General features: G+C 62.5%; 12 protein-coding genes, 1 tRNA gene and 1 pseudogene. 8 read left to right on the top strand and 6 right to left on the bottom strand.

The window, feature by feature from the left end:
- Window positions 1–4: 4 nt before the first annotated feature.
- Together EJ077_RS27780 and EJ077_RS27775 are read right to left on the bottom strand one after the other, a co-directional pair.
- Window positions 5–802, bottom strand: coding sequence for a transporter substrate-binding domain-containing protein (locus EJ077_RS27780; protein WP_135883722.1), 798 nt, complete (start codon window positions 800–802; stop codon window positions 5–7).
- Window positions 803–858: 56 nt separating this feature from the next.
- The gene (locus EJ077_RS27775) at window positions 859–1,674 is read right to left on the bottom strand and encodes an ABC transporter ATP-binding protein (protein ID WP_281040184.1); all 816 of its coding nucleotides are present in this window, start codon (window positions 1,672–1,674) and stop codon (window positions 859–861) included.
- A 213-nt stretch (window positions 1,675–1,887) separates the two neighbouring features.
- Here EJ077_RS27775 and EJ077_RS27770 point away from each other — a divergent pair, with 213 nt between their 5' ends.
- From EJ077_RS27770 to EJ077_RS27755, 4 genes are all read left to right on the top strand, one after another.
- A complete protein-coding gene (locus EJ077_RS27770) occupies window positions 1,888–2,760 on the top strand; it encodes a dimethylarginine dimethylaminohydrolase family protein (RefSeq protein ID WP_208697864.1) in 873 nt (290 codons plus the stop codon).
- The gene (locus EJ077_RS27765; protein WP_208697862.1) at window positions 2,730–3,401 is read left to right on the top strand and encodes a TetR family transcriptional regulator C-terminal domain-containing protein; all 672 of its coding nucleotides are present in this window, start codon (window positions 2,730–2,732) and stop codon (window positions 3,399–3,401) included. Before EJ077_RS27770 ends, EJ077_RS27765 begins: the two co-directional genes overlap by 31 nt.
- Before the next feature lie 55 nt (window positions 3,402–3,456).
- A complete protein-coding gene (locus EJ077_RS27760; RefSeq protein ID WP_208697860.1) occupies window positions 3,457–5,037 on the top strand; it encodes a 5-guanidino-2-oxopentanoate decarboxylase in 1,581 nt (526 codons plus the stop codon).
- 229 nt (window positions 5,038–5,266) lie between these two features.
- A complete protein-coding gene (locus tag EJ077_RS27755; protein WP_208697859.1) occupies window positions 5,267–5,974 on the top strand; it encodes an SDR family NAD(P)-dependent oxidoreductase in 708 nt (235 codons plus the stop codon).
- A gap of 221 nt (window positions 5,975–6,195) precedes the next feature.
- Here the strand turns inward: EJ077_RS27755 and rpsA are convergent, their stop codons facing one another.
- From rpsA to aroA, 3 genes and pseudogenes are all read right to left on the bottom strand, one after another.
- Window positions 6,196–7,893: a 30S ribosomal protein S1 gene (gene rpsA, locus EJ077_RS27750; RefSeq protein ID WP_127275816.1), complete on the bottom strand. Its 1,698-nt coding sequence runs from the start codon at window positions 7,891–7,893 to the stop codon at window positions 6,196–6,198.
- Window positions 7,894–8,102: 209 nt separating this feature from the next.
- Complete coding sequence (gene cmk, locus EJ077_RS27745; protein ID WP_208697858.1) at window positions 8,103–8,753, bottom strand: (d)CMP kinase; 651 nt, start codon at window positions 8,751–8,753, stop codon at window positions 8,103–8,105.
- A gap of 260 nt (window positions 8,754–9,013) precedes the next feature.
- Window positions 9,014–10,371, bottom strand: a pseudogene (gene aroA / locus EJ077_RS27740) (3-phosphoshikimate 1-carboxyvinyltransferase).
- Between the two features lie 206 nt (window positions 10,372–10,577).
- On the opposite strand from aroA, the gene EJ077_RS27735 reads away from it, so the two are divergent.
- The 4 genes from EJ077_RS27735 (at window position 10,578) to EJ077_RS27720 (ending at window position 13,010) form a co-directional block, all read left to right on the top strand.
- On the top strand, window positions 10,578–10,970 hold the full coding sequence (locus tag EJ077_RS27735) for a TIGR02300 family protein (RefSeq protein WP_208697857.1): 393 nt from the start codon (window positions 10,578–10,580) through the stop codon (window positions 10,968–10,970).
- A gap of 172 nt (window positions 10,971–11,142) precedes the next feature.
- Window positions 11,143–11,218: transfer RNA gene (locus EJ077_RS27730), tRNA-Ala, on the top strand.
- 645 nt (window positions 11,219–11,863) lie between these two features.
- Complete coding sequence (locus tag EJ077_RS27725) at window positions 11,864–12,505, top strand: hypothetical protein (RefSeq protein ID WP_208697856.1); 642 nt, start codon at window positions 11,864–11,866, stop codon at window positions 12,503–12,505.
- 211 nt (window positions 12,506–12,716) lie between these two features.
- Window positions 12,717–13,010 (top strand): hypothetical protein, encoded by a 294-nt coding sequence (locus EJ077_RS27720; RefSeq protein WP_208697855.1) that lies wholly within the window; start codon window positions 12,717–12,719, stop codon window positions 13,008–13,010.
- 2,504 nt (window positions 13,011–15,514) lie between these two features.
- On the opposite strand, the gene dgoD is transcribed toward EJ077_RS27720, so the two are convergent.
- The gene (gene dgoD / locus EJ077_RS27715; RefSeq protein WP_208697854.1) at window positions 15,515–16,663 is read right to left on the bottom strand and encodes a galactonate dehydratase; all 1,149 of its coding nucleotides are present in this window, start codon (window positions 16,661–16,663) and stop codon (window positions 15,515–15,517) included.
- Between the last annotated feature and the right edge of the window lies 1 nt (window position 16,664).

Raw genomic sequence — 16,664 nt, 5'->3', positions numbered from 1 at the left:
GTCGTCAGTTCGACTGCGTGGCGCCGCCGTAAATGTCGAAATCGAAGTATTTCTTCGAGATTTCGTCATATTTGCCGTTGGCGCGGATCGCCTTGATGCCGGCGTTGATCTTCTCTTTCAGATCAGTGTCTTCCTTGCGCACGCCGGCGCCGACGCCCGGTCCGAGCACCTCGTCGTCAGGGGCCACCATGCCCTTGAGATCGCAGCAGGCCTTGCCCTGGTCGGTCTTGAGGAACTCCTTGAGTGCGATGGAATCGGCCTGCACCGCGTCGAGGCGGCCGGCGGCAAGGTCGTTGTTGGCTTCGTCCTGCGTCTGGTATTCCTTGATCTCGGATGCGGTCGGGCCGAAGTGCTTCTTGGCGTAGACGGCATGCACCGTCGACACTTGGACGCCCAGGACCTTGCCCTTGAGATCGTCGGGCGTGGCGCCGAACTTCTGGTCCTTGGGACCGATGATCGCGGTCGGCGTGTTGTAGTACTTGTCGGAGAAGTCGATGGTCTTCTTGCGTTCGTCGGTGATCGACATCGACGAGACGATAAGGTCGATCTTCTTGGTGGTCAGCGCCGGGATGATGCCGTCCCAGGCGACAGGGGTGATGACGCAGTCGAGCTTTTCCTCGGCGCACACGGCGTCGATGAAGTCGATTTCCCAGCCGACCCATTTGCCCGAAGCATCGGGCGAGGTGAAGGGCGCGTAGGGTTCGGCGGCGACGCCGATCTTGACCGGATCGGCCTTGGCCACGCCCATGGCGGCGACGCCGAGCAGCAGTGCCGCGGCGAATGTCTTCAGAACAGTCTTCATTTTCAGAACTCCCAGTTTGTTGTTGGTTCCCGGTTTTCTTCCGTCCCGGCCTGTCTCTAGCCGATGTTGCGGATGAACTGCTTGAGCCTTTCGGATTTGGGCGCGCCAAAGATCTGCTCCGGCGGGCCTTCCTCCTCGACCAGCCCGTTGTAGAGGTAGACGACGTGGGTCGCGACCTCTCGGGCGAATTTCATTTCGTGGGTGACCAGCACCATGGTGCGGCCTTCGCGCGCCAGATCGCCGATCACCTTCAGCACTTCGCCGACCAGTTCGGGATCGAGGGCGGAGGTCGGTTCGTCGAACAGCATGACGCGCGGATTGATGGCCAAGGCGCGAGCGATCGCGGCGCGCTGCTGCTGGCCACCGGAGAGATAGGCCGGATAGACATCGCGTTTCTCGGCGAGCCCGACGCGCGCCAGCAGCTTTTCGGCCTGGGCGATTGCCTGGTCGCGCTTGACGCCCAGCACGTGCACGGGAACCTCGATGACGTTTTCGATCAGCGTCATATGGCTCCACAGGTTGAAGTTCTGGAACACCATGCCGAGCTTGGAGCGGATGCGTTCGATCTGCCTGCGGTCGGCCGGAATGGTGTGGCCGTGGCTGTCCGCCTTGAGCTTGATCTCCTCGCCATTGACCCGGATGATGCCGCTGGTCGGATTTTCCAGGCAGTTGATGCAGCGCAGCAGCGTCGATTTGCCCGAGCCCGAGCCGCCGATGATGGCGATGACCTCGCCGTCGCGCGCCGACAGCGATACGCCCTTCAGCACATGCAGTTGACCGAATTTCTTGTGCAGGTTCTCGACATGGATGGCTTCTGCGGCGCCGTCCTGCACCTCGCCTGATGGGACTTTGGCAGCTGCCACAGCGCTCACCAAATGACCTCCATATGGCCGCCGGCGGTTCGTCGAACGTCTATCCGGCTAATCAACATACGCTGTACTGCCCCGCTCCAGACTTCAAGCATGGACTCAACAGAGCGAGCCCGTCAATCCCGCTCATTACGGCACTTGCGGCCTTGTTGTGCAAGTGTATAAATAACCTCTCATGAAATTTTTCCGATTTTTTTCAGCTAAAAAAGGGCATCGATGAGCGCTTTCGGATCACAATCCATGGCGGCGCCGCTGCGGCGCGTGCTGATGCGGTCGGCGGCCAACGCCATGCGTGACGCCGACAGGGCCGCCTGGCACTATGGCCGGGGATTCAACCCGGCGAAAGCCGCCTCGCAGCACGCGGTCCTTGCTGAACTGGTGGCGGCTTCCGGCGCCGAGATCGAATGGATCGAGGACAAGGCCGACGGACTTTCGGATTCGGTGTTCACGCACGACCCGTCGCTGATGACCGACCGTGGCGCGCTGATCCTGTCCATGGGTAAGCCGTTGCGCGCCAGCGAGCCCTCGCTGCATGAGGAAACCTACAGAAGACTGGGCATTCCGATCCTTGGCCGCGTCGAGGCTCCTGGCCAGGTCGAAGGTGGCGACTGTGTATGGGTGGATGCCCGTACGCTGGCGATCGGGCGCGGTGTCCGCTCCAACCAGGAAGGCATCCAGCAGGTTTCCAACCTGCTGACGCCGCTGGGCATTTCCGTCTACGGCTTTGATCTGCCGCTGTGGCAGGGCGAAGAAGCGTGCCTGCATCTGATGTCGGTGATCAGCCCGCTGGCCGACGACCTCGCTTTGGTCTATTCGCCGCTTTTGCCGGCCCCGTTCTACCAGACGCTGAAGGCGCGCGGCATCCGGCTGGTCGAAGGCGACGCCGAAGAATTCGCCGCTTCCAACGGCCTCAGCCTGAACGTACTGCCGACCAGCCCGCTCAAGGTCATTGCCGTCGCGGGCTTTCCCAGGACCAAGGCGGCCATGGAAGCCGCCGGCTGCACGGTTGAAGTCTTCGAGGCGGATGCACTCTGCATCGCCTGCGAAGGCGGGCCGACATGCCTGACGCGACCGATCCTGCGTCAATGAATGCGCGCCGTAAGTTCCGTCGCGAGGGCGAGGGGCGGCGGCGGCAGGATCTGATCGAAGCGACTCTGGACAGCGTGGCGGAATATGGCCTGCAGGGTGCCACCTTGCGCACCATCGCATTGCGCGCCGGCGTCACCGCCGGGCTGATCCGGCATTATTTCCCAGGCAAGGAAGAATTGCTGCAGGAAGCCTATACGGCGCTGGTCGGCCGCATGACCGAGCAGGCGAAAGCGGCATTGGTCATGGATGATGCCTCGCCGCGCCAACGCCTCGCGGCCTTCGTCGCCGCCAATCTCAATGCGCCGATCATCGATGCGCGGGTTTTTTCGCTCTGGGCAACCTTCATCGGCCGCGCCGGTGCCGATCCTGCCTTGGCGCGTGCCCACCGCGATGGGTACCTTGGCTTTCGCAACGAGGTGGAAGCGGTCGTGGCCGAAGTGCTCGCCGCCGAACAGCACAAGCCGGACGCAGGCGAGCTGCGCCACCATGCCATCGCGATCAATGCGATCATCGACGGGCTCTGGATCGAAGGCTGCCTGGCCGGCGAGATGTTCTCGCCCGGCGAATTGGCGGCGATTGGCATCAAGGCTGTCGAGGCCGAGCTCGGCCTCGCGCCGCTAGAGCAATTCCAGGAAAAGTGAGAAGCGCTTTCCCTTGGGAATTGCGTAAGAAACAAAGAAATAGGGAAGTAAACCAATGACCACCATCGGCGAAGCGCTCATTTCGCTACTCGAGGCCCATGGCGTCGACACCGTCTTCGGCATCCCCGGCGTCCATACGGTCGAGCTCTATCGCGGCCTGGCAAGGTCTAAGATCCGCCATGTCACGCCGCGCCACGAACAGGGCGCCGGCTTCATGGCCGACGGCTATGCCCGCGCCAGCGGCAGGCCGGGCGTCGCCTTCGTCATTACCGGGCCGGGGTTGACCAACACCATCACTGCCATGGGCCAGGCGCGCGCCGATTCGGTGCCTATGCTGGTGATCTCTGGCGTCAACGCCACCGACACGCTCGGCAAGGGGTTCGGCTTCCTGCATGAATTGCCCGACCAGCGCGGCATGATGGAGAAGGTAGCGCTGTTCTCGGAGCGCATCACCGAGGCCGCAGAACTGCCAGGCGCGCTCGCCCGTGCCTTCGCCTTGTTTTCGTCCGCGCGTCCAGGACCGGTGCACATCGAAATTCCGACCGACGTCATGGTGAAGCCTGCCGACGGTCTTGCGGCTGCGCTGAGCAATGCCGCCCCGCCTGCTCCGGACGCCAGGGCAATTGCCGAGGCGGCAAAGCTAATCAAGGTAGCACGCCGTCCGATGATCCTTGCCGGTGGCGGCGCCAGGAAGGCCGAAGCCCCACTGCGGCGGCTTGCCGAAAGGCTGGGCGCGCCGGTTGTCGAGACCACCAACGCACGCGGCCTGATGCATGGTCATCCGCTTTGCGTGCCGGCAAGCCCGAGCCTGAAGGCGGTTCGCGCGCTGATGGCCGAGGCCGATCTGGTGATCGCCGCCGGCACTGAATTCGGACCGACCGACTATGACGGCTATGGCGACGGCGGCTTTGTGCTGCCTTCGAACCTGATCCGTATCGACATCGGCGCCGACCAGCTTGCGCGGCGCCCGGTGACGGTCGCCATCCAGGCCGATTGCGCCGCGGCGATCGAGGCCCTGCTTGCGGCGATCGATCCCGCCCACAGCGCCGGCGAAGACGGCCATGGCCGCGCCGCGGCGGGGCGAAAGGCCGCCTTTGCCGAGTTGAGCCCGGCCTATGTGGCGCAGGTGCATGCCGTGGAAATGATCCGCGATGCCTTGCCTGGTGCCATCATCGTCGGCGACTCCACCCAGCCCATTTACGCCGCCAACCTCTATTACGACCACGACCGGCCCGGCGGCTGGTTCAATGCCGCGACCGGCTTCGGCGCGCTGGGCTATGGCCCTCCGGCGGCGATCGGAGCGGCACTCGCCATGCCCGATGCCCCGGTTGTCTGCCTGACCGGCGACGGCGGCTTCCAGTTCACCTTGCCGGAGATAGCCGTAGCGCTGGATTCCGAAGCGCCCGTCATCTTTGTCGTCTGGAACAACAGGGGCTATCGCGAGATCGAGACCTCGATGCTCGATGTCGGCGTGGAACCTGTCGGCGTGTCGCCGGCGCCGCCGGATTTCTGCAAGCTCGCCGAAGCCTATGGCATACCAGCCGAAAGGCTAGCCGACATCGACGCCTTGCCACAGGCGCTGAAGCACGCCCGGGCAACGGCACTGCCACGCGTCATCGAAATCACGGTCGTTTGAACCATCCAAGCCGTCCCCCGTCCGGAAGCGGACCATTTGCCGGCTTAGTCTTGGAAGGCATGAGGCGCTTCCGGGCGGCTTCGCTATTCGACGGTGTCCTGACGCATGCAAAGACGTGACGGCTGCCATGTCGAGATATCGGTTGAGTGATCGACTGAAAGGCGCGACGCTTCGCGTCGGCGCGGCTAACCAACGACAAAAGTCATAAAAATGACAGGAGCGGTCCAGGATGACGGAAACACTTGAAGGCAGGCATATCGTTGTGACCGGTGGAACCGGCGCGCTCGGTGGGGCGGTGGTCGGCAGGCTGCTGGAGCAGGGCGCGATCTGCCACGTGCCGAACGCGCACGCCGCGGCACCTTCACACTTCCCCTTCACCGCGCACGACAATGTGAAGCTGGCACACAATGTCGACCTGTCGGACTCCGCCAAGGTCGAAGCGTTCTATTCTCAGGTTCCAGCCTTGTGGGGATCGATCCATCTGGCGGGCGGCTTTGCCATGGCACCGGTGGAAAAGATCGAATCGGCATCCTTCGCCGAGATGATGGACACCAATGCCCGCACCACCTTCCTGTGCAGCCGCGCGGCTATCCGCTCGATGCTGGCGTCGGGCTCTGCCGGCCGCATCGTCAATGTCACCGCGCGCGCCGGGCTCGACCCCAGGCGCGGCGCCGGGATGGTCGCCTACACCGCCAGCAAAGCGGCGGTCGCTGCCATGACGGTGGCCATGGCGGAAGAACTCAAGGCCAAAGGCATCCTGGTCAATGCCGTGGCCCCCTCGACGCTCGACACGCCGGCGAACCGCGCCGACATGCCGGATGCCGATTTCACCAAATGGGTCAGCCTCGAAGCGGCGGCTGAAGCAATCGCCTATCTCGTCTCGCCCACCAACCAGGCAATGAGCGGAACGCTGGTGCCGCTCTACGGCAGGGCCTGAGCTTCAAGAGCATTCGCCTAGAGCATTCCAGGAAAAGTGTGTAACGGTTTTCCCGGGAAAAGCGCGTAGCGCTTTCCCTTGGGAATTGCGTGAAAACAAAGAGTTAGAGCGGGTCGGCGGTTCTATCAAACGCTGAACCGCTCAAAAGAAAAACCCCGCCGGAGCGATCCGGCGGGGTTTTGTTTTTAAGGCTGCGCGAAGAGCTTCGCGTTGCGAAGGTCTTAGTTGCCCTGCTTCTTCAGCGCGGCACCCAGGATGTCGCCCAGCGAAGCGCCGGAGTCGGTTGAGCCGTACTGTGCGACCGCTTCCTTCTCTTCGGCGATTTCCAGCGCCTTGATCGAGACCTGCAGCTTGCGGGTCTTCTTGTCGAAGGCGATGACGCGGGCATCGACCTTCTGGCCAACGGTGAAGCGCTCGGGACGCTGCTCGTCGCGATCACGGCTGAGGTCGGAGCGCTTGATGAAGGTCTCGATGCCGCTGTCGACCAGCCGCACTTCCAGACCACCATCCTTGACGCCGATGACTTCGCAGGTGACGACGGCGTTCTTGCGCAGTTCGCCTGAAGTCGCCGCTTCGCCGACCGTATCCTTGGCCAGCTGCTTGATCCCGAGCGAGATGCGCTCCTTGTCGATGTCGACGTCGAGCACCTGCGCCTTGACCATATCGCCGCGATTGTACTCTTCGATGACCTGCTCGCCCGGACGGGTCCAGTCGAGATCGGAGAGGTGAACCATGCCGTCCACGTCGCCTTCGAGGCCGATGAACAGGCCGAACTCGGTCTTGTTCTTGACCTCGCCCTCGACCTGGCTGCCGACCGGATGGCTCGAGGCGAAAGCCTGCCACGGATTCTCCAGCGTCTGCTTGAGGCCGAGCGAGATGCGGCGCTTGGCCGGATCGACCTCGAGCACCACCACGTCGACTTCCTGCGTCGTCGACAGGATCTTGCCGGGGTGCACGTTCTTCTTCGTCCACGACATTTCCGAAACGTGGATGAGACCCTCGATGCCGGGCTCCAGCTCGACGAACGCGCCGTAGTCGGTGATGTTGGTGACGGTACCCTTGATCTTCTTGCCGATCGGGAACTTGGTGCCGATCTCGGACCACGGATCGCTCTCGAGCTGCTTCATGCCGAGCGAGATGCGGTGGGTTTCCTGGTTGATGCGGATGATCTGCACCTTGACCGTCTGACCGATGTTGAGGATTTCGGTCGGATGGTTGACGCGGCGCCATGCCATGTCGGTGACGTGCAGCAGGCCGTCGATGCCGCCGAGGTCGACGAACGCACCATAGTCGGTGATGTTCTTGACGACGCCTTCGACCACCTGGCCTTCTTCGAGGTTCTGCACGATTTCCGAACGCTGTTCGGCGCGGCTCTCCTCGAGCACGGTACGGCGCGACACCACGATGTTGCCGCGGCGGCGATCCATCTTGAGGATCTCGAAGGGCTGCGGGTTGTGCATCAGCGGGGAAACGTCGCGGATCGGGCGGATATCGACCTGGCTGCGCGGCAGGAAAGCCACGGCGCCGTCGAGGTCGACGGTGAAGCCGCCCTTGACCTGGTTGAAGATGACGCCTTCGACGCGCTCACCCTTGGTGAACTTCTCTTCGAGGCGGACCCAGCTCTCTTCGCGGCGGGCCTTCTCACGGGAAAGCATGGCTTCGCCAAGCGCGTTCTCGATGCGCTCGACATAGACTTCGACGGTGTCACCGACCTTGAGGGTGGTGTCCTTGCCCTTGACGCCGAATTCCTTCAGCGGCACGCGGCCTTCGACCTTGAGGCCGACGTCGATGATGGCCATGTCCTTTTCGATCGCGGTGATCGTGCCCTTGACGACCTGACCTTCGCCGGAGTGGCCGGTGGTGAATGATTCTTCGAGCAGGCTCGCGAAATCATCGCGAGTGGGATTTGCAGCTGACATATTTTCTCCTGGAGTGCCCCGCATCTCTGAGCGGGACGGGCGCCGTGGGTTAGCGTTGCGTTGGCCTGCCGGCGTTCCGGGCTTAATAAAGCCCTGGGCCGCTTCTTAAGCGGCAATTCCGGCGCATGAAGAATGCTGGCAGGCTGGTTCGTGCCCGATATGGGTGTTTTCCGTGCTTCCGGCAACGGAAACGCGAGAGAAAACCCGGATCAGGCCTTGTTTCTCCTGGCCAGCACGTCGTCAACGATCGCCATGGCCGCGAGAAACGCGGCTTCTATAGCCATTTCGCTGGTATCTAGCAAGTGCGCGTCGGCGGCGGGCTTCAGTGGCGAGTCGGCACGGCCCATGTCGCGTTCGTCGCGGCGCACGATGTCGGCCAGGATTTCACTGAAATTGGCGGTGCCGCCAATGCTTTCGATCTCGGCCAGCCGGCGCTTGGCACGCACCTCGGCGCTTGCCGTCACATAGAGTTTGATGTCGGCATCGGGGCACACGACCGTGCCGATGTCGCGCCCGTCCAGCACCGCGCCCGGCGGCGTCGTGGCGAAGTCGCGCTGCTTTTCGACCAGGATGCGCCGCACCGTCGGAAACACCGCGACCTTCGAAGCCGCTTCGCCGACCGCATGCGCCGACAGCACCGACCGGTCGAGCTTAGCCAGGTCGACCTGGCGCGCCGCGGTCTCCGCCGCCGAGACATTGTCGAGCGGCAGCGCGTGCTGGATCAGCGCATAGGCCACCGCCCGGTAGGTGAGGCCGGTGTCGAGCAGGTTCAGCCGGTAGTGGTCGGCCAGACGGCGGGCGAGGGTGCCCTTGCCGGCACCGGCAGGGCCGTCGATGGCGATGGTGAAGGGGTGGGTCATTCGCGGGCCGTCGATCCCAACGCGTTCGTCATCCTAGGGCGGAGCAGGAGCGAAGCTCCGTCGCGGAGACCCTGGGATCCATGCCGTGTCCTCAACCGAAGGATGCCGCGGAGCAGAATATTGCACCGTTGTGGAGCGTTGAAGTCACGGCATGGATCCTGGGGTCTGCGCCGCGTCGCTCCGCTCCTTGCTTCGCCCCAGGATGACGAAGGGAGGGATGTCGGCATCCAATCTCCGAGGTTTGCAATTGCCATCGACAATCACTCAATCTCCGCGCCCAGCCCCGTCATCAGCCCCATGAACTCCGGAAAGCTCGTCGCGATCATCGCCTGGTCATCGATGGTGACCGGCTTTTCCGTCGCCAGTCCCATCACCAGAAAGCTCATGGCGATGCGGTGATCGAGATGGGTCTGCACGGTCGTATCCAGGCCGTTGGGATGGCCTCCCAGGCCCTTGCCGCCAGGCCTGCCGAGCACGGCGAGCGAAGCTTCGCCCTCTGTGCAGTCGACGCCGTTGAGTTTCAGCCCGTTGGCCACCGCTGACAGCCGATCGGATTCCTTCACCCGCAATTCTTCCAGCCCCTGCATCAGCGTCTCGCCCTCGGCGAAGCTGGCCGCGACAGCCAGCACCGGGTACTCGTCGATCATCGACGGCGCCCGCTCCGGCGGCACGGTGACTCCCTTGAGTTCGGAATAGCGCACGCGCAGATCGGCGACATCCTCGCCACCGGCATTGCGTGGGTTCAAAATGTCGATCTGGCCGCCCATTTCCTGCAGCGTCAGCAGCAGGCCGGTGCGGGTCGGGTTCATCAGCACGTTTTCGATCACGATGTCCGAACCCGGCACGATCAGTGCAGCGACCAGCGGGAAGCCGGCCGAGGACGGATCGCCGGGCACGGCGATCGTCTGGCCGGTCAGTCTGCCCTGGCCTTCGATGAAAATGTGGCGCACGCCGCGTTCGTCGGTCTCGACCGACAGATTGGCGCCAAAGCCTTTCAGCATCTTTTCGGTATGGTCGCGGGTCATCACGGGCTCGATCACGGTGGTGATGCCCGGTGTGTTGAGACCAGCCAGCAACACCGCCGACTTCACCTGCGCCGACGCCATCGGGACGCGGTAGGTGATCGGGGCTGCGTGCTTTGGGCCATGCAGCGTGATTGGCATGCGGTCGCCGGGCGTCGCCTTCAGCACCTGCACGCCCATCTGGCGCAGCGGTTCCAGCACGCGGCCCATCGGCCGGCCGGACAGCGAAGCATCGCCGATGAAGGTCGTTTCCATGTCGTAGGTGCCGACCAGGCCCATGGTCAGCCGCGAGCCGGTGCCGGCATTGCCGAAATCGAGCGGGCCTTCCGGCTGCAGCAGCGCGCCGTTGCCGGTGCCGCGGATCACCCATTCGGCGCCGCGCTTCTCTATATGCGCGCCCATCGCCTTCATGGCCGCGCCCGTGCGCATCACGTCCTCGCCCTCGAGCAGGCCGGTGATGCGCGTTTCGCCGGAGGCAAGCCCCCGAACATGAAGGAGCGGTGCGAGATCGACTTGTCGCCCGGCACGCGGGCCGTGCCGGAAAGGGCTGGGGATTTGCGGGCGGTGGCCGGCTTGGCAGCGGCGGCGTGAGACATGGAATTTCCCTGGACGGAATGCCGGCAGACCGGCGCTTTTCATTTGGTGCGGCGGTCTCGTATCACGGCGAGGCGAAATGGTCATCCCCATGGTCGTCACTTGGCGCGAGGCCTTTCAATGCTTGGTTTTGTGACCCCGGCTTTTCGCTTTGACAGCGCTGCAAACAGTGGTTAAGGGGACCACTCTTTTATTGACGAGGCTTGCCGTGGCAAAAACCGAACTTGGCACAAAACGCATCGACCCTGAAACGGGCCGGAAATTCTACGACCTGAACAAAGACCCGATCGTCTCGCCCTATACCGGCAAGAGCTATCCGCGTTCCTATTTCGATGAAGGCAAGATCGCCGCCGTCGAGGAGGAGGAGGAAGTGGCTGAGAAGGAAGTGGACGCCGAGGACGAAGAGGGCGCCGAAGTCGTTTCGCTTGAAGAGGCCGATGACGAGGCCAAGGGCGGCGACGATCTTCCCGATCTCGGCGACGACGAGGATGATGTCGATCTCGGCGACGACGAGGACGATACGTTCCTCGCCGACGAAGAGGAAGAAGAGGACGACGTTTCCGACATGATCGGCGTCGGCGACGACGACGACGAGGTCTGACAAGGTCTCGAACGCAAGCGTTTGCCGGCTTTCACAGCCTGTGAAGAAAAAGCCGCCGATGAAGGCTTGATATCTGGGAAAGGCGGGGTTAGAAGCCGCCTGCACTAACGGCGCGGTCTTCCAACCCGCGCCGATCTCTCGCCGGAAACGGCGCCGGCAGACCGCCGGGAGTGGGGCCATAGCTCAGTTGGGAGAGCGCTTGAATGGCATTCAAGAGGTCGTCGGTTCGATCCCGATTGGCTCCACCAAAGTTTAACCGAATAAAAACAGCGAATTAACAAGGCTGCTTCTGCCGCTCATATGGCCTATTGGAAGGCCTGGCCCCCTCGGCACCCCCGCGCGGAATATCGGGTACGTTCAAATCAAAAATAGCTTCCCAGCTCCCATTCCTGCCGTTCCTCGGTTCCCATTCCTGCCACCAAAACAGCGATGGCCATTCCTGCATGTCGGCCAGTGCTAGAAAGGGAACGGTCTCTTACATCTTCGAGCGGAGGTGACCAGTCATGACGGGCAGCATCGACCGGTACCGCGGGGAACTTGGGCCACCAACGCCGCCGCCGCTAATCAAAGCGCGCGCTCATCAGTGCGGTCGCCCTCGCGATCACATCATTATATCGGTCGGCCAATTGTGAACTATGAACTATGAACCATAGCGCGACCGCGATCATAGTCACGATGGCAAGGTATTCCGATAGCCGCCGGGTTGATCGCATAGAGACGAGGACCTAGCTCGTTGCCGGAGGTCATTAAAGTTTGATCGACTGTGGTTATATTTTAGAAGCCCTTTGCCGGAATATAAGCATCTTCTTAAGAACCGGATAAGCTCCAAGGCTCGTTACTAGCCACACAGCCACCGAATGGCTGGATGAGGCAAACGCTAACAGGAGAGCATCATGAATTCTTTCGTGAAGACCTTCGCCAGAGCTCTGGCTAGCAGCGCATTCATTTTGACGTTGTCGCTTCCGGTTTCAGCCGGGGGCATCGGCGTGGGCGCCGGTGCTTCTGTGGGCGGGAGCGGAGGCGTTAACGCTGGGGCTGGTGCATCGATCGGAGGCTCTGGCGGCATCAGCGCCGGTGCAGGCGCATCCATCGGCGGTTCGGGCGGCGTGGACGCGGGAGCCGGGGCGAATGTTGGCGGAGCAAGCGGCGTCAGCGCCGGTCTTGGCGCTTCGGTTGGCGGCAGCAACGGTATCGACGCGGGAGCCGGGGCCAACGTCGGTGACACTGGTGGCGTCACTGCCGGCCTTGGTGCCAATGTCGGGGGCACCAGCGGTGTCGGCGTCGGAGCAGGTGTCGGCGTGGGTAACGGCGTGATTGCCGGGGTTGGTGTCGGCGGGACTGTACCCGGCACGCCCGTCACTCCGGGGACCCTTGGTGTTCCGCCCGGTGTTACGCCGGGCGTAACAGCTAAGGTTGCCCAAATGTCGGGCACTCAGTTGGCGCGGATGAAGAAGCGCTGCGCCGACATACTCAGCAGCGAAGGGAGCTACGACCGTGATCTGAGGCAACTTTGCTTGCTGATCGCCCGTCGTTAGAGCTACACATTGCCAGGCAAAGGCCATAGTGACACTCTCTGGCCCGAGCCGGTCGGAAAGCCCGCCAGCATGGCGGGCTTTCTGGTCTCTGCGAGCACGCAAGCCGGCTCCCTTTCGGCTAGGGTATCAGTTCGAAATTTCGATGCCACAGGATCGAGTTTGAACCCCGAGCGTTGAAGCCCTACGCTTACCGCAAAGCACAGGGAATCCCATGAAGGCGCATGAGGCATTGATAGCTTGGAGCGGATGGGACGACGAGTCCGCTATGCGCGGCCAAGTCGCCGTTGGCCGCATGGTCGGCGAGGGCCAAGTAGCTTGGACTAACGGATACTCCAACAAGGGGGGCGCGGTGTTGGTACAAGCTCGCCGCAAGATGCGTGGCGCACAAAGCCTCGCTGGCGTTTTCAGGGACTTCCATTATCTGGTTGTGGATGAACGCTTGGACCCGGAACTGGTCCACAGGGCGTTTCTCGCCATTGACGAATATGCCGACCTATTTGGCTGAGGTAACATTCCGACCGGACGCAAATGGGGCTAATTTCAAACTGAGACACTTTCCCTTTTCGGGAGTGTTTAATCCAGTGGAACACCACGGGACCTGTTCGGCACCGATGGCTGGGGGACGCCGGGTATTGCCTCAGAAGCGTAACGGCTGGACGCCCTTTCCCGAAATGCCAACGTCGAGGTCATTACGCCGAAGCTGAAGAAGCGCTAAAGGACTCGGCGCAGTCGGCGACATATCCTGTGATAGATTGGCGAGCTTTGAAGGTCTCGGGCTGCGTGCGTGAACAGCAGGACGACAAACAGAACCACCACTGCGGATGCAAATCCGGTAACGAGAGCCATGCGCGCAAACGTCGCTGACGTCGGCATGTTCCTTACGAATCAATAAGGCGTTGATCCGTGCAAAAGCGGCTAACCATCGGGGCCGGCAGCGAACGGCACATTCGCAGCCCGATGGGCCTCCACCCACCGAAACTATAGCCCGCTGCCCGCTCACGACTAGGCAGCGGGTTCTACTAGCCGCCACTGTCTCCCCCGCCGCCTCCCGCTTTCAGCCTCATCCCAGCGCCGCCGCCATTCTGGACGCCCTTGCCTGTGACTCGGCTCGTGGAGTGCCTAAAGGCCGGTGACGTAGATGGATATGCTGGCGGCTATCGCGGCGAGGCCGACCATGAAAACCATGAACGCCTCAAAACCATTGCCGCCGTTACCGATCCTGTCCATCGCACTCCTCCGGTTAGCCCTCAGCCGCGCTCTAACGTGCATCGTGACAGAAGGTTGCGAGGCGAACATCGGTAGTTCGCTCTGCAATGCATGGCGATGGCAAGGGAAGCCCGCCAGAGGGCGATCGAGGCTCGGGCAGCGCCTTTCACAGCCATCGTCGGCGCGATGCTGTTGCACTAGCGCTTGCGCACAGCGTCCCGGCTGACGGCTATCCCCAGACCCCGGCCGCCGACTGTGACGGTGTGCTCGTCGACCCGCGTGACCTCGCCGACAAGCTCGATTTTCTGCCCACTGCTGATGTTCGGCGACGTGTCCACGATCGAGTACGGTTGGTGATATGACGGGATCAGCAGGCCTACCCTGTCCTCGGTGACGCGCTCCGCACAGTTGCCGTGATGGCGACAGTGTCGCCTACCTTGATGTCGCCGGTCGCCATGCCATAACACTGGCGCGAGCGGCAGCTTAATCAAACAACCTCTAATTTTGCTCGCTCGATAACATGCATTAAAGCGCTGCCAGCTGATAGGGCGCAATGTTCCGTTCGCCCCGACCTGCCCAAGGTGCCCCCAAAAGCCCTTCCTGCGGGGCGCTAGGCTCGGCCTGCGAATCCTGTGTCACATCGGTCTTGCAGGCCGGGGCCTAGCTCATTGGCATATTATTCGCGATGATTTGGCTTGAAGGCGTAGGGCAGTGGTCGACGTCGCCGCACTGGGCAGGCGGTCGGAACCTCAAGTTCACAAACCATGCGGTGACGCCTGAGCAACGGAAGGGCTGGACGCCGAGCCCGTGAGGGAACAAGTCGTGCCATGGTGTGTTGCGCAACCATGGAAGGCTCGCCTCAACACGTGCGAATGACCGCCTTGCTCGACAATCTACGGGAGCACGAAGAGCGGCACGCCGCACTGTTGCGCAATACCCACGAAGTGATCGCAAAGAGCGCTCGCTTGGTCAGTGATTCTCGGATCCTGCTTTCAAGGTCTCCACTTGCGAATAAGTCGCCGCTTATGCAACATCCACCGGCCAGAAATGGTGCATGAAAGCGGAAGCCGGCCGACTGGCCGCTGCCCGACAAGTTCAGGCTCGAGCGGGAGCGGGCTCGGCAGGAAGCGCTCGACCGAATCCGCATTGCCGCACATTGCTGGCCCACCATTGAGCGCACAGGCAGGCGCAAGAGCGTGCCGGACGCTTCGGCGCTGCATGATGGCAGCCAATGAGTAGGCAGCTAGTGAAGCGTGCTCTTCGGAGGCTTAACTACCAGCCTCAATCTGATTTCGTTCTGAAGCTCTAGCGCAAGCTGGACGATTGGATGAGAAATCGAGAGCACGCCCTCCGTCGGACCCTGCAGCACCTGCGACAGGTCCGGTTCCGACAATAGCTGTGATAGGTGTTGCCGCTGGAGGGCGTGAACTTGTTCCAACAGATCCAGGAACTTCAAAGCGTCCGCTGTCGGGAGATTGTTGGACCGCAGTCGGTTTATTCGTTCATGCTGACGGACGATATGCCGCTCGCCATCCAGAACGTGGCGTCGCGCCATGCTGATGTGGTCGTGGAGAAGCATTGCCTACAACGCAAAGGGGTGAATATGGTTCCTGGCCACGGTAGCCCGCCAGAGGCGATCGAGGCGAGGGCAGCGCCGACTGGCGAAGACGTGTGCAATTGCCCATATCAGCGAAACGTGCGAACGGATGAAGTTCCATGGTTGTGTCAGTGGGATCGAACGTTTGTTCATGTGATAGCTTGGCGGCTACCTCGCTGCTCCATGGATGATCAGGACCCCTCCCGTCACCACTCGGCGAAGGAGCCGTCCTTGTGGCGCCAGATCGGGTTGCGCCAGCGGTGGCCTTCCTTGGCCCGCTCCTTGACATAGTCCTCGTCGATCTCGATGCCGAGCCCCGGGCCGTCTGGGATGGCGACATAGCCATCCTCGTAGCGGAAGACGTCCTTGTTGGCGGCGTAGTCGAGCAGGTCGTTGGCGGCGTTGTAGTGGATGCCGAGGCTCTGCTCCTGGATGAAACAGTTGTAGCTCACGGCATCGAGCTGCAGGCAGGCGGCGAGCGCGATCGGTCCGAGCGGGCAGTGCGGCGCCACCGCCACGTCATAGGCCTCCGCCATAGCCGCGATCTTGCGGCACTCGGTGATGCCGCCGGCATGCGACAGATCGGGCTGGATGATGTCGACGACGCCTTCCTCGAACACGGATTTGAAGTCCCAGCGGCTGTAGAGCCGCTCGCCGAGCGCGATCGGCGTCGAGCCAAGGGCGGCGATCTCCTTCAGCGCCTCGCGGTTTTCGCTGAGCACCGGCTCCTCGATGAACATCAGCCTGTAGGGCTCCAGTTCCTTGACGAGGATGCGGGCCATCGGCCGGTGCACGCGGCCATGGAAATCGACGGCGATGCCGATATTGGGCCCGACCGCCTCGCGCACCATCGCGACGCGTTCGACGGCGGCATCTATTCTGTCGTGGCTGTCGACGATCTGCAGTTCCTCCGTGCCGTTCATCTTGAGCGCCAGGAAGCCGCGGGCCACGACTTCCCTGGCGCCAGCCGCCACTTCCGCCGGCCGGTCGCCGCCGATCCAGGAATAGACCTTGATGGTGTCGCGCAGTCTGCCGCCGAGCAGTTCATGCACGGGCACGCCGAGCGCCTTGCCCTTGATGTCCCACAGCGCCTGGTCGATGCCGGCAATGGCGCTCATCAGGATCGGCCCGCCGCGGTAGAAGCCGCCGCGATGCATCACCGTCCAATGATCCTCGATCAGGCGAGGATCCTTGCCGATGAGATAATCGCCAAGCTCCTTGACCGCCGCTTCGACGGTCAACGCGCGGCCCTCGACCACCGGCTCGCCCCAGCCGGTGACGCCGGCATCTGTCTCTATCTTCAGGAACAGCCAGCGTGGCGGAACGATGTAGGTGGTGAGCGAGATGATTTTCATG

It is taken from the genome of Mesorhizobium sp. M8A.F.Ca.ET.057.01.1.1 (assembly GCF_003952565.1).
GTDB lineage: Bacteria > Pseudomonadota > Alphaproteobacteria > Rhizobiales > Rhizobiaceae > Mesorhizobium.
This window is presented reverse-complemented; position numbering and strand designations above follow the sequence as displayed.

What these genes read in the sequence shown, in the direction of transcription:
- EJ077_RS27780 (WP_135883722.1), bottom strand. Translation starts at nt 802, where the DNA reads ATGAAGACTGTTCTGAAGACATTCGCCGCGGCACTGCTGCTCGGCGTC.
- EJ077_RS27770 (WP_208697864.1), top strand. Translation starts at nt 1,888, where the DNA reads ATGAGCGCTTTCGGATCACAATCCATGGCGGCGCCGCTGCGGCGCGTG.
- EJ077_RS27765 (WP_208697862.1), top strand. Translation starts at nt 2,730, where the DNA reads ATGCCTGACGCGACCGATCCTGCGTCAATGAATGCGCGCCGTAAGTTC.
- EJ077_RS27760 (WP_208697860.1), top strand. Translation starts at nt 3,457, where the DNA reads ATGACCACCATCGGCGAAGCGCTCATTTCGCTACTCGAGGCCCATGGC.
- EJ077_RS27755 (WP_208697859.1), top strand. Translation starts at nt 5,267, where the DNA reads ATGACGGAAACACTTGAAGGCAGGCATATCGTTGTGACCGGTGGAACC.
- rpsA (WP_127275816.1), bottom strand. Translation starts at nt 7,893, where the DNA reads ATGTCAGCTGCAAATCCCACTCGCGATGATTTCGCGAGCCTGCTCGAA.
- cmk (WP_208697858.1), bottom strand. Translation starts at nt 8,753, where the DNA reads ATGACCCACCCCTTCACCATCGCCATCGACGGCCCTGCCGGTGCCGGC.
- EJ077_RS27725 (WP_208697856.1), top strand. Translation starts at nt 11,864, where the DNA reads ATGAATTCTTTCGTGAAGACCTTCGCCAGAGCTCTGGCTAGCAGCGCA.
- EJ077_RS27720 (WP_208697855.1), top strand. Translation starts at nt 12,717, where the DNA reads ATGAAGGCGCATGAGGCATTGATAGCTTGGAGCGGATGGGACGACGAG.
- dgoD (WP_208697854.1), bottom strand. Translation starts at nt 16,663, where the DNA reads ATGAAAATCATCTCGCTCACCACCTACATCGTTCCGCCACGCTGGCTG.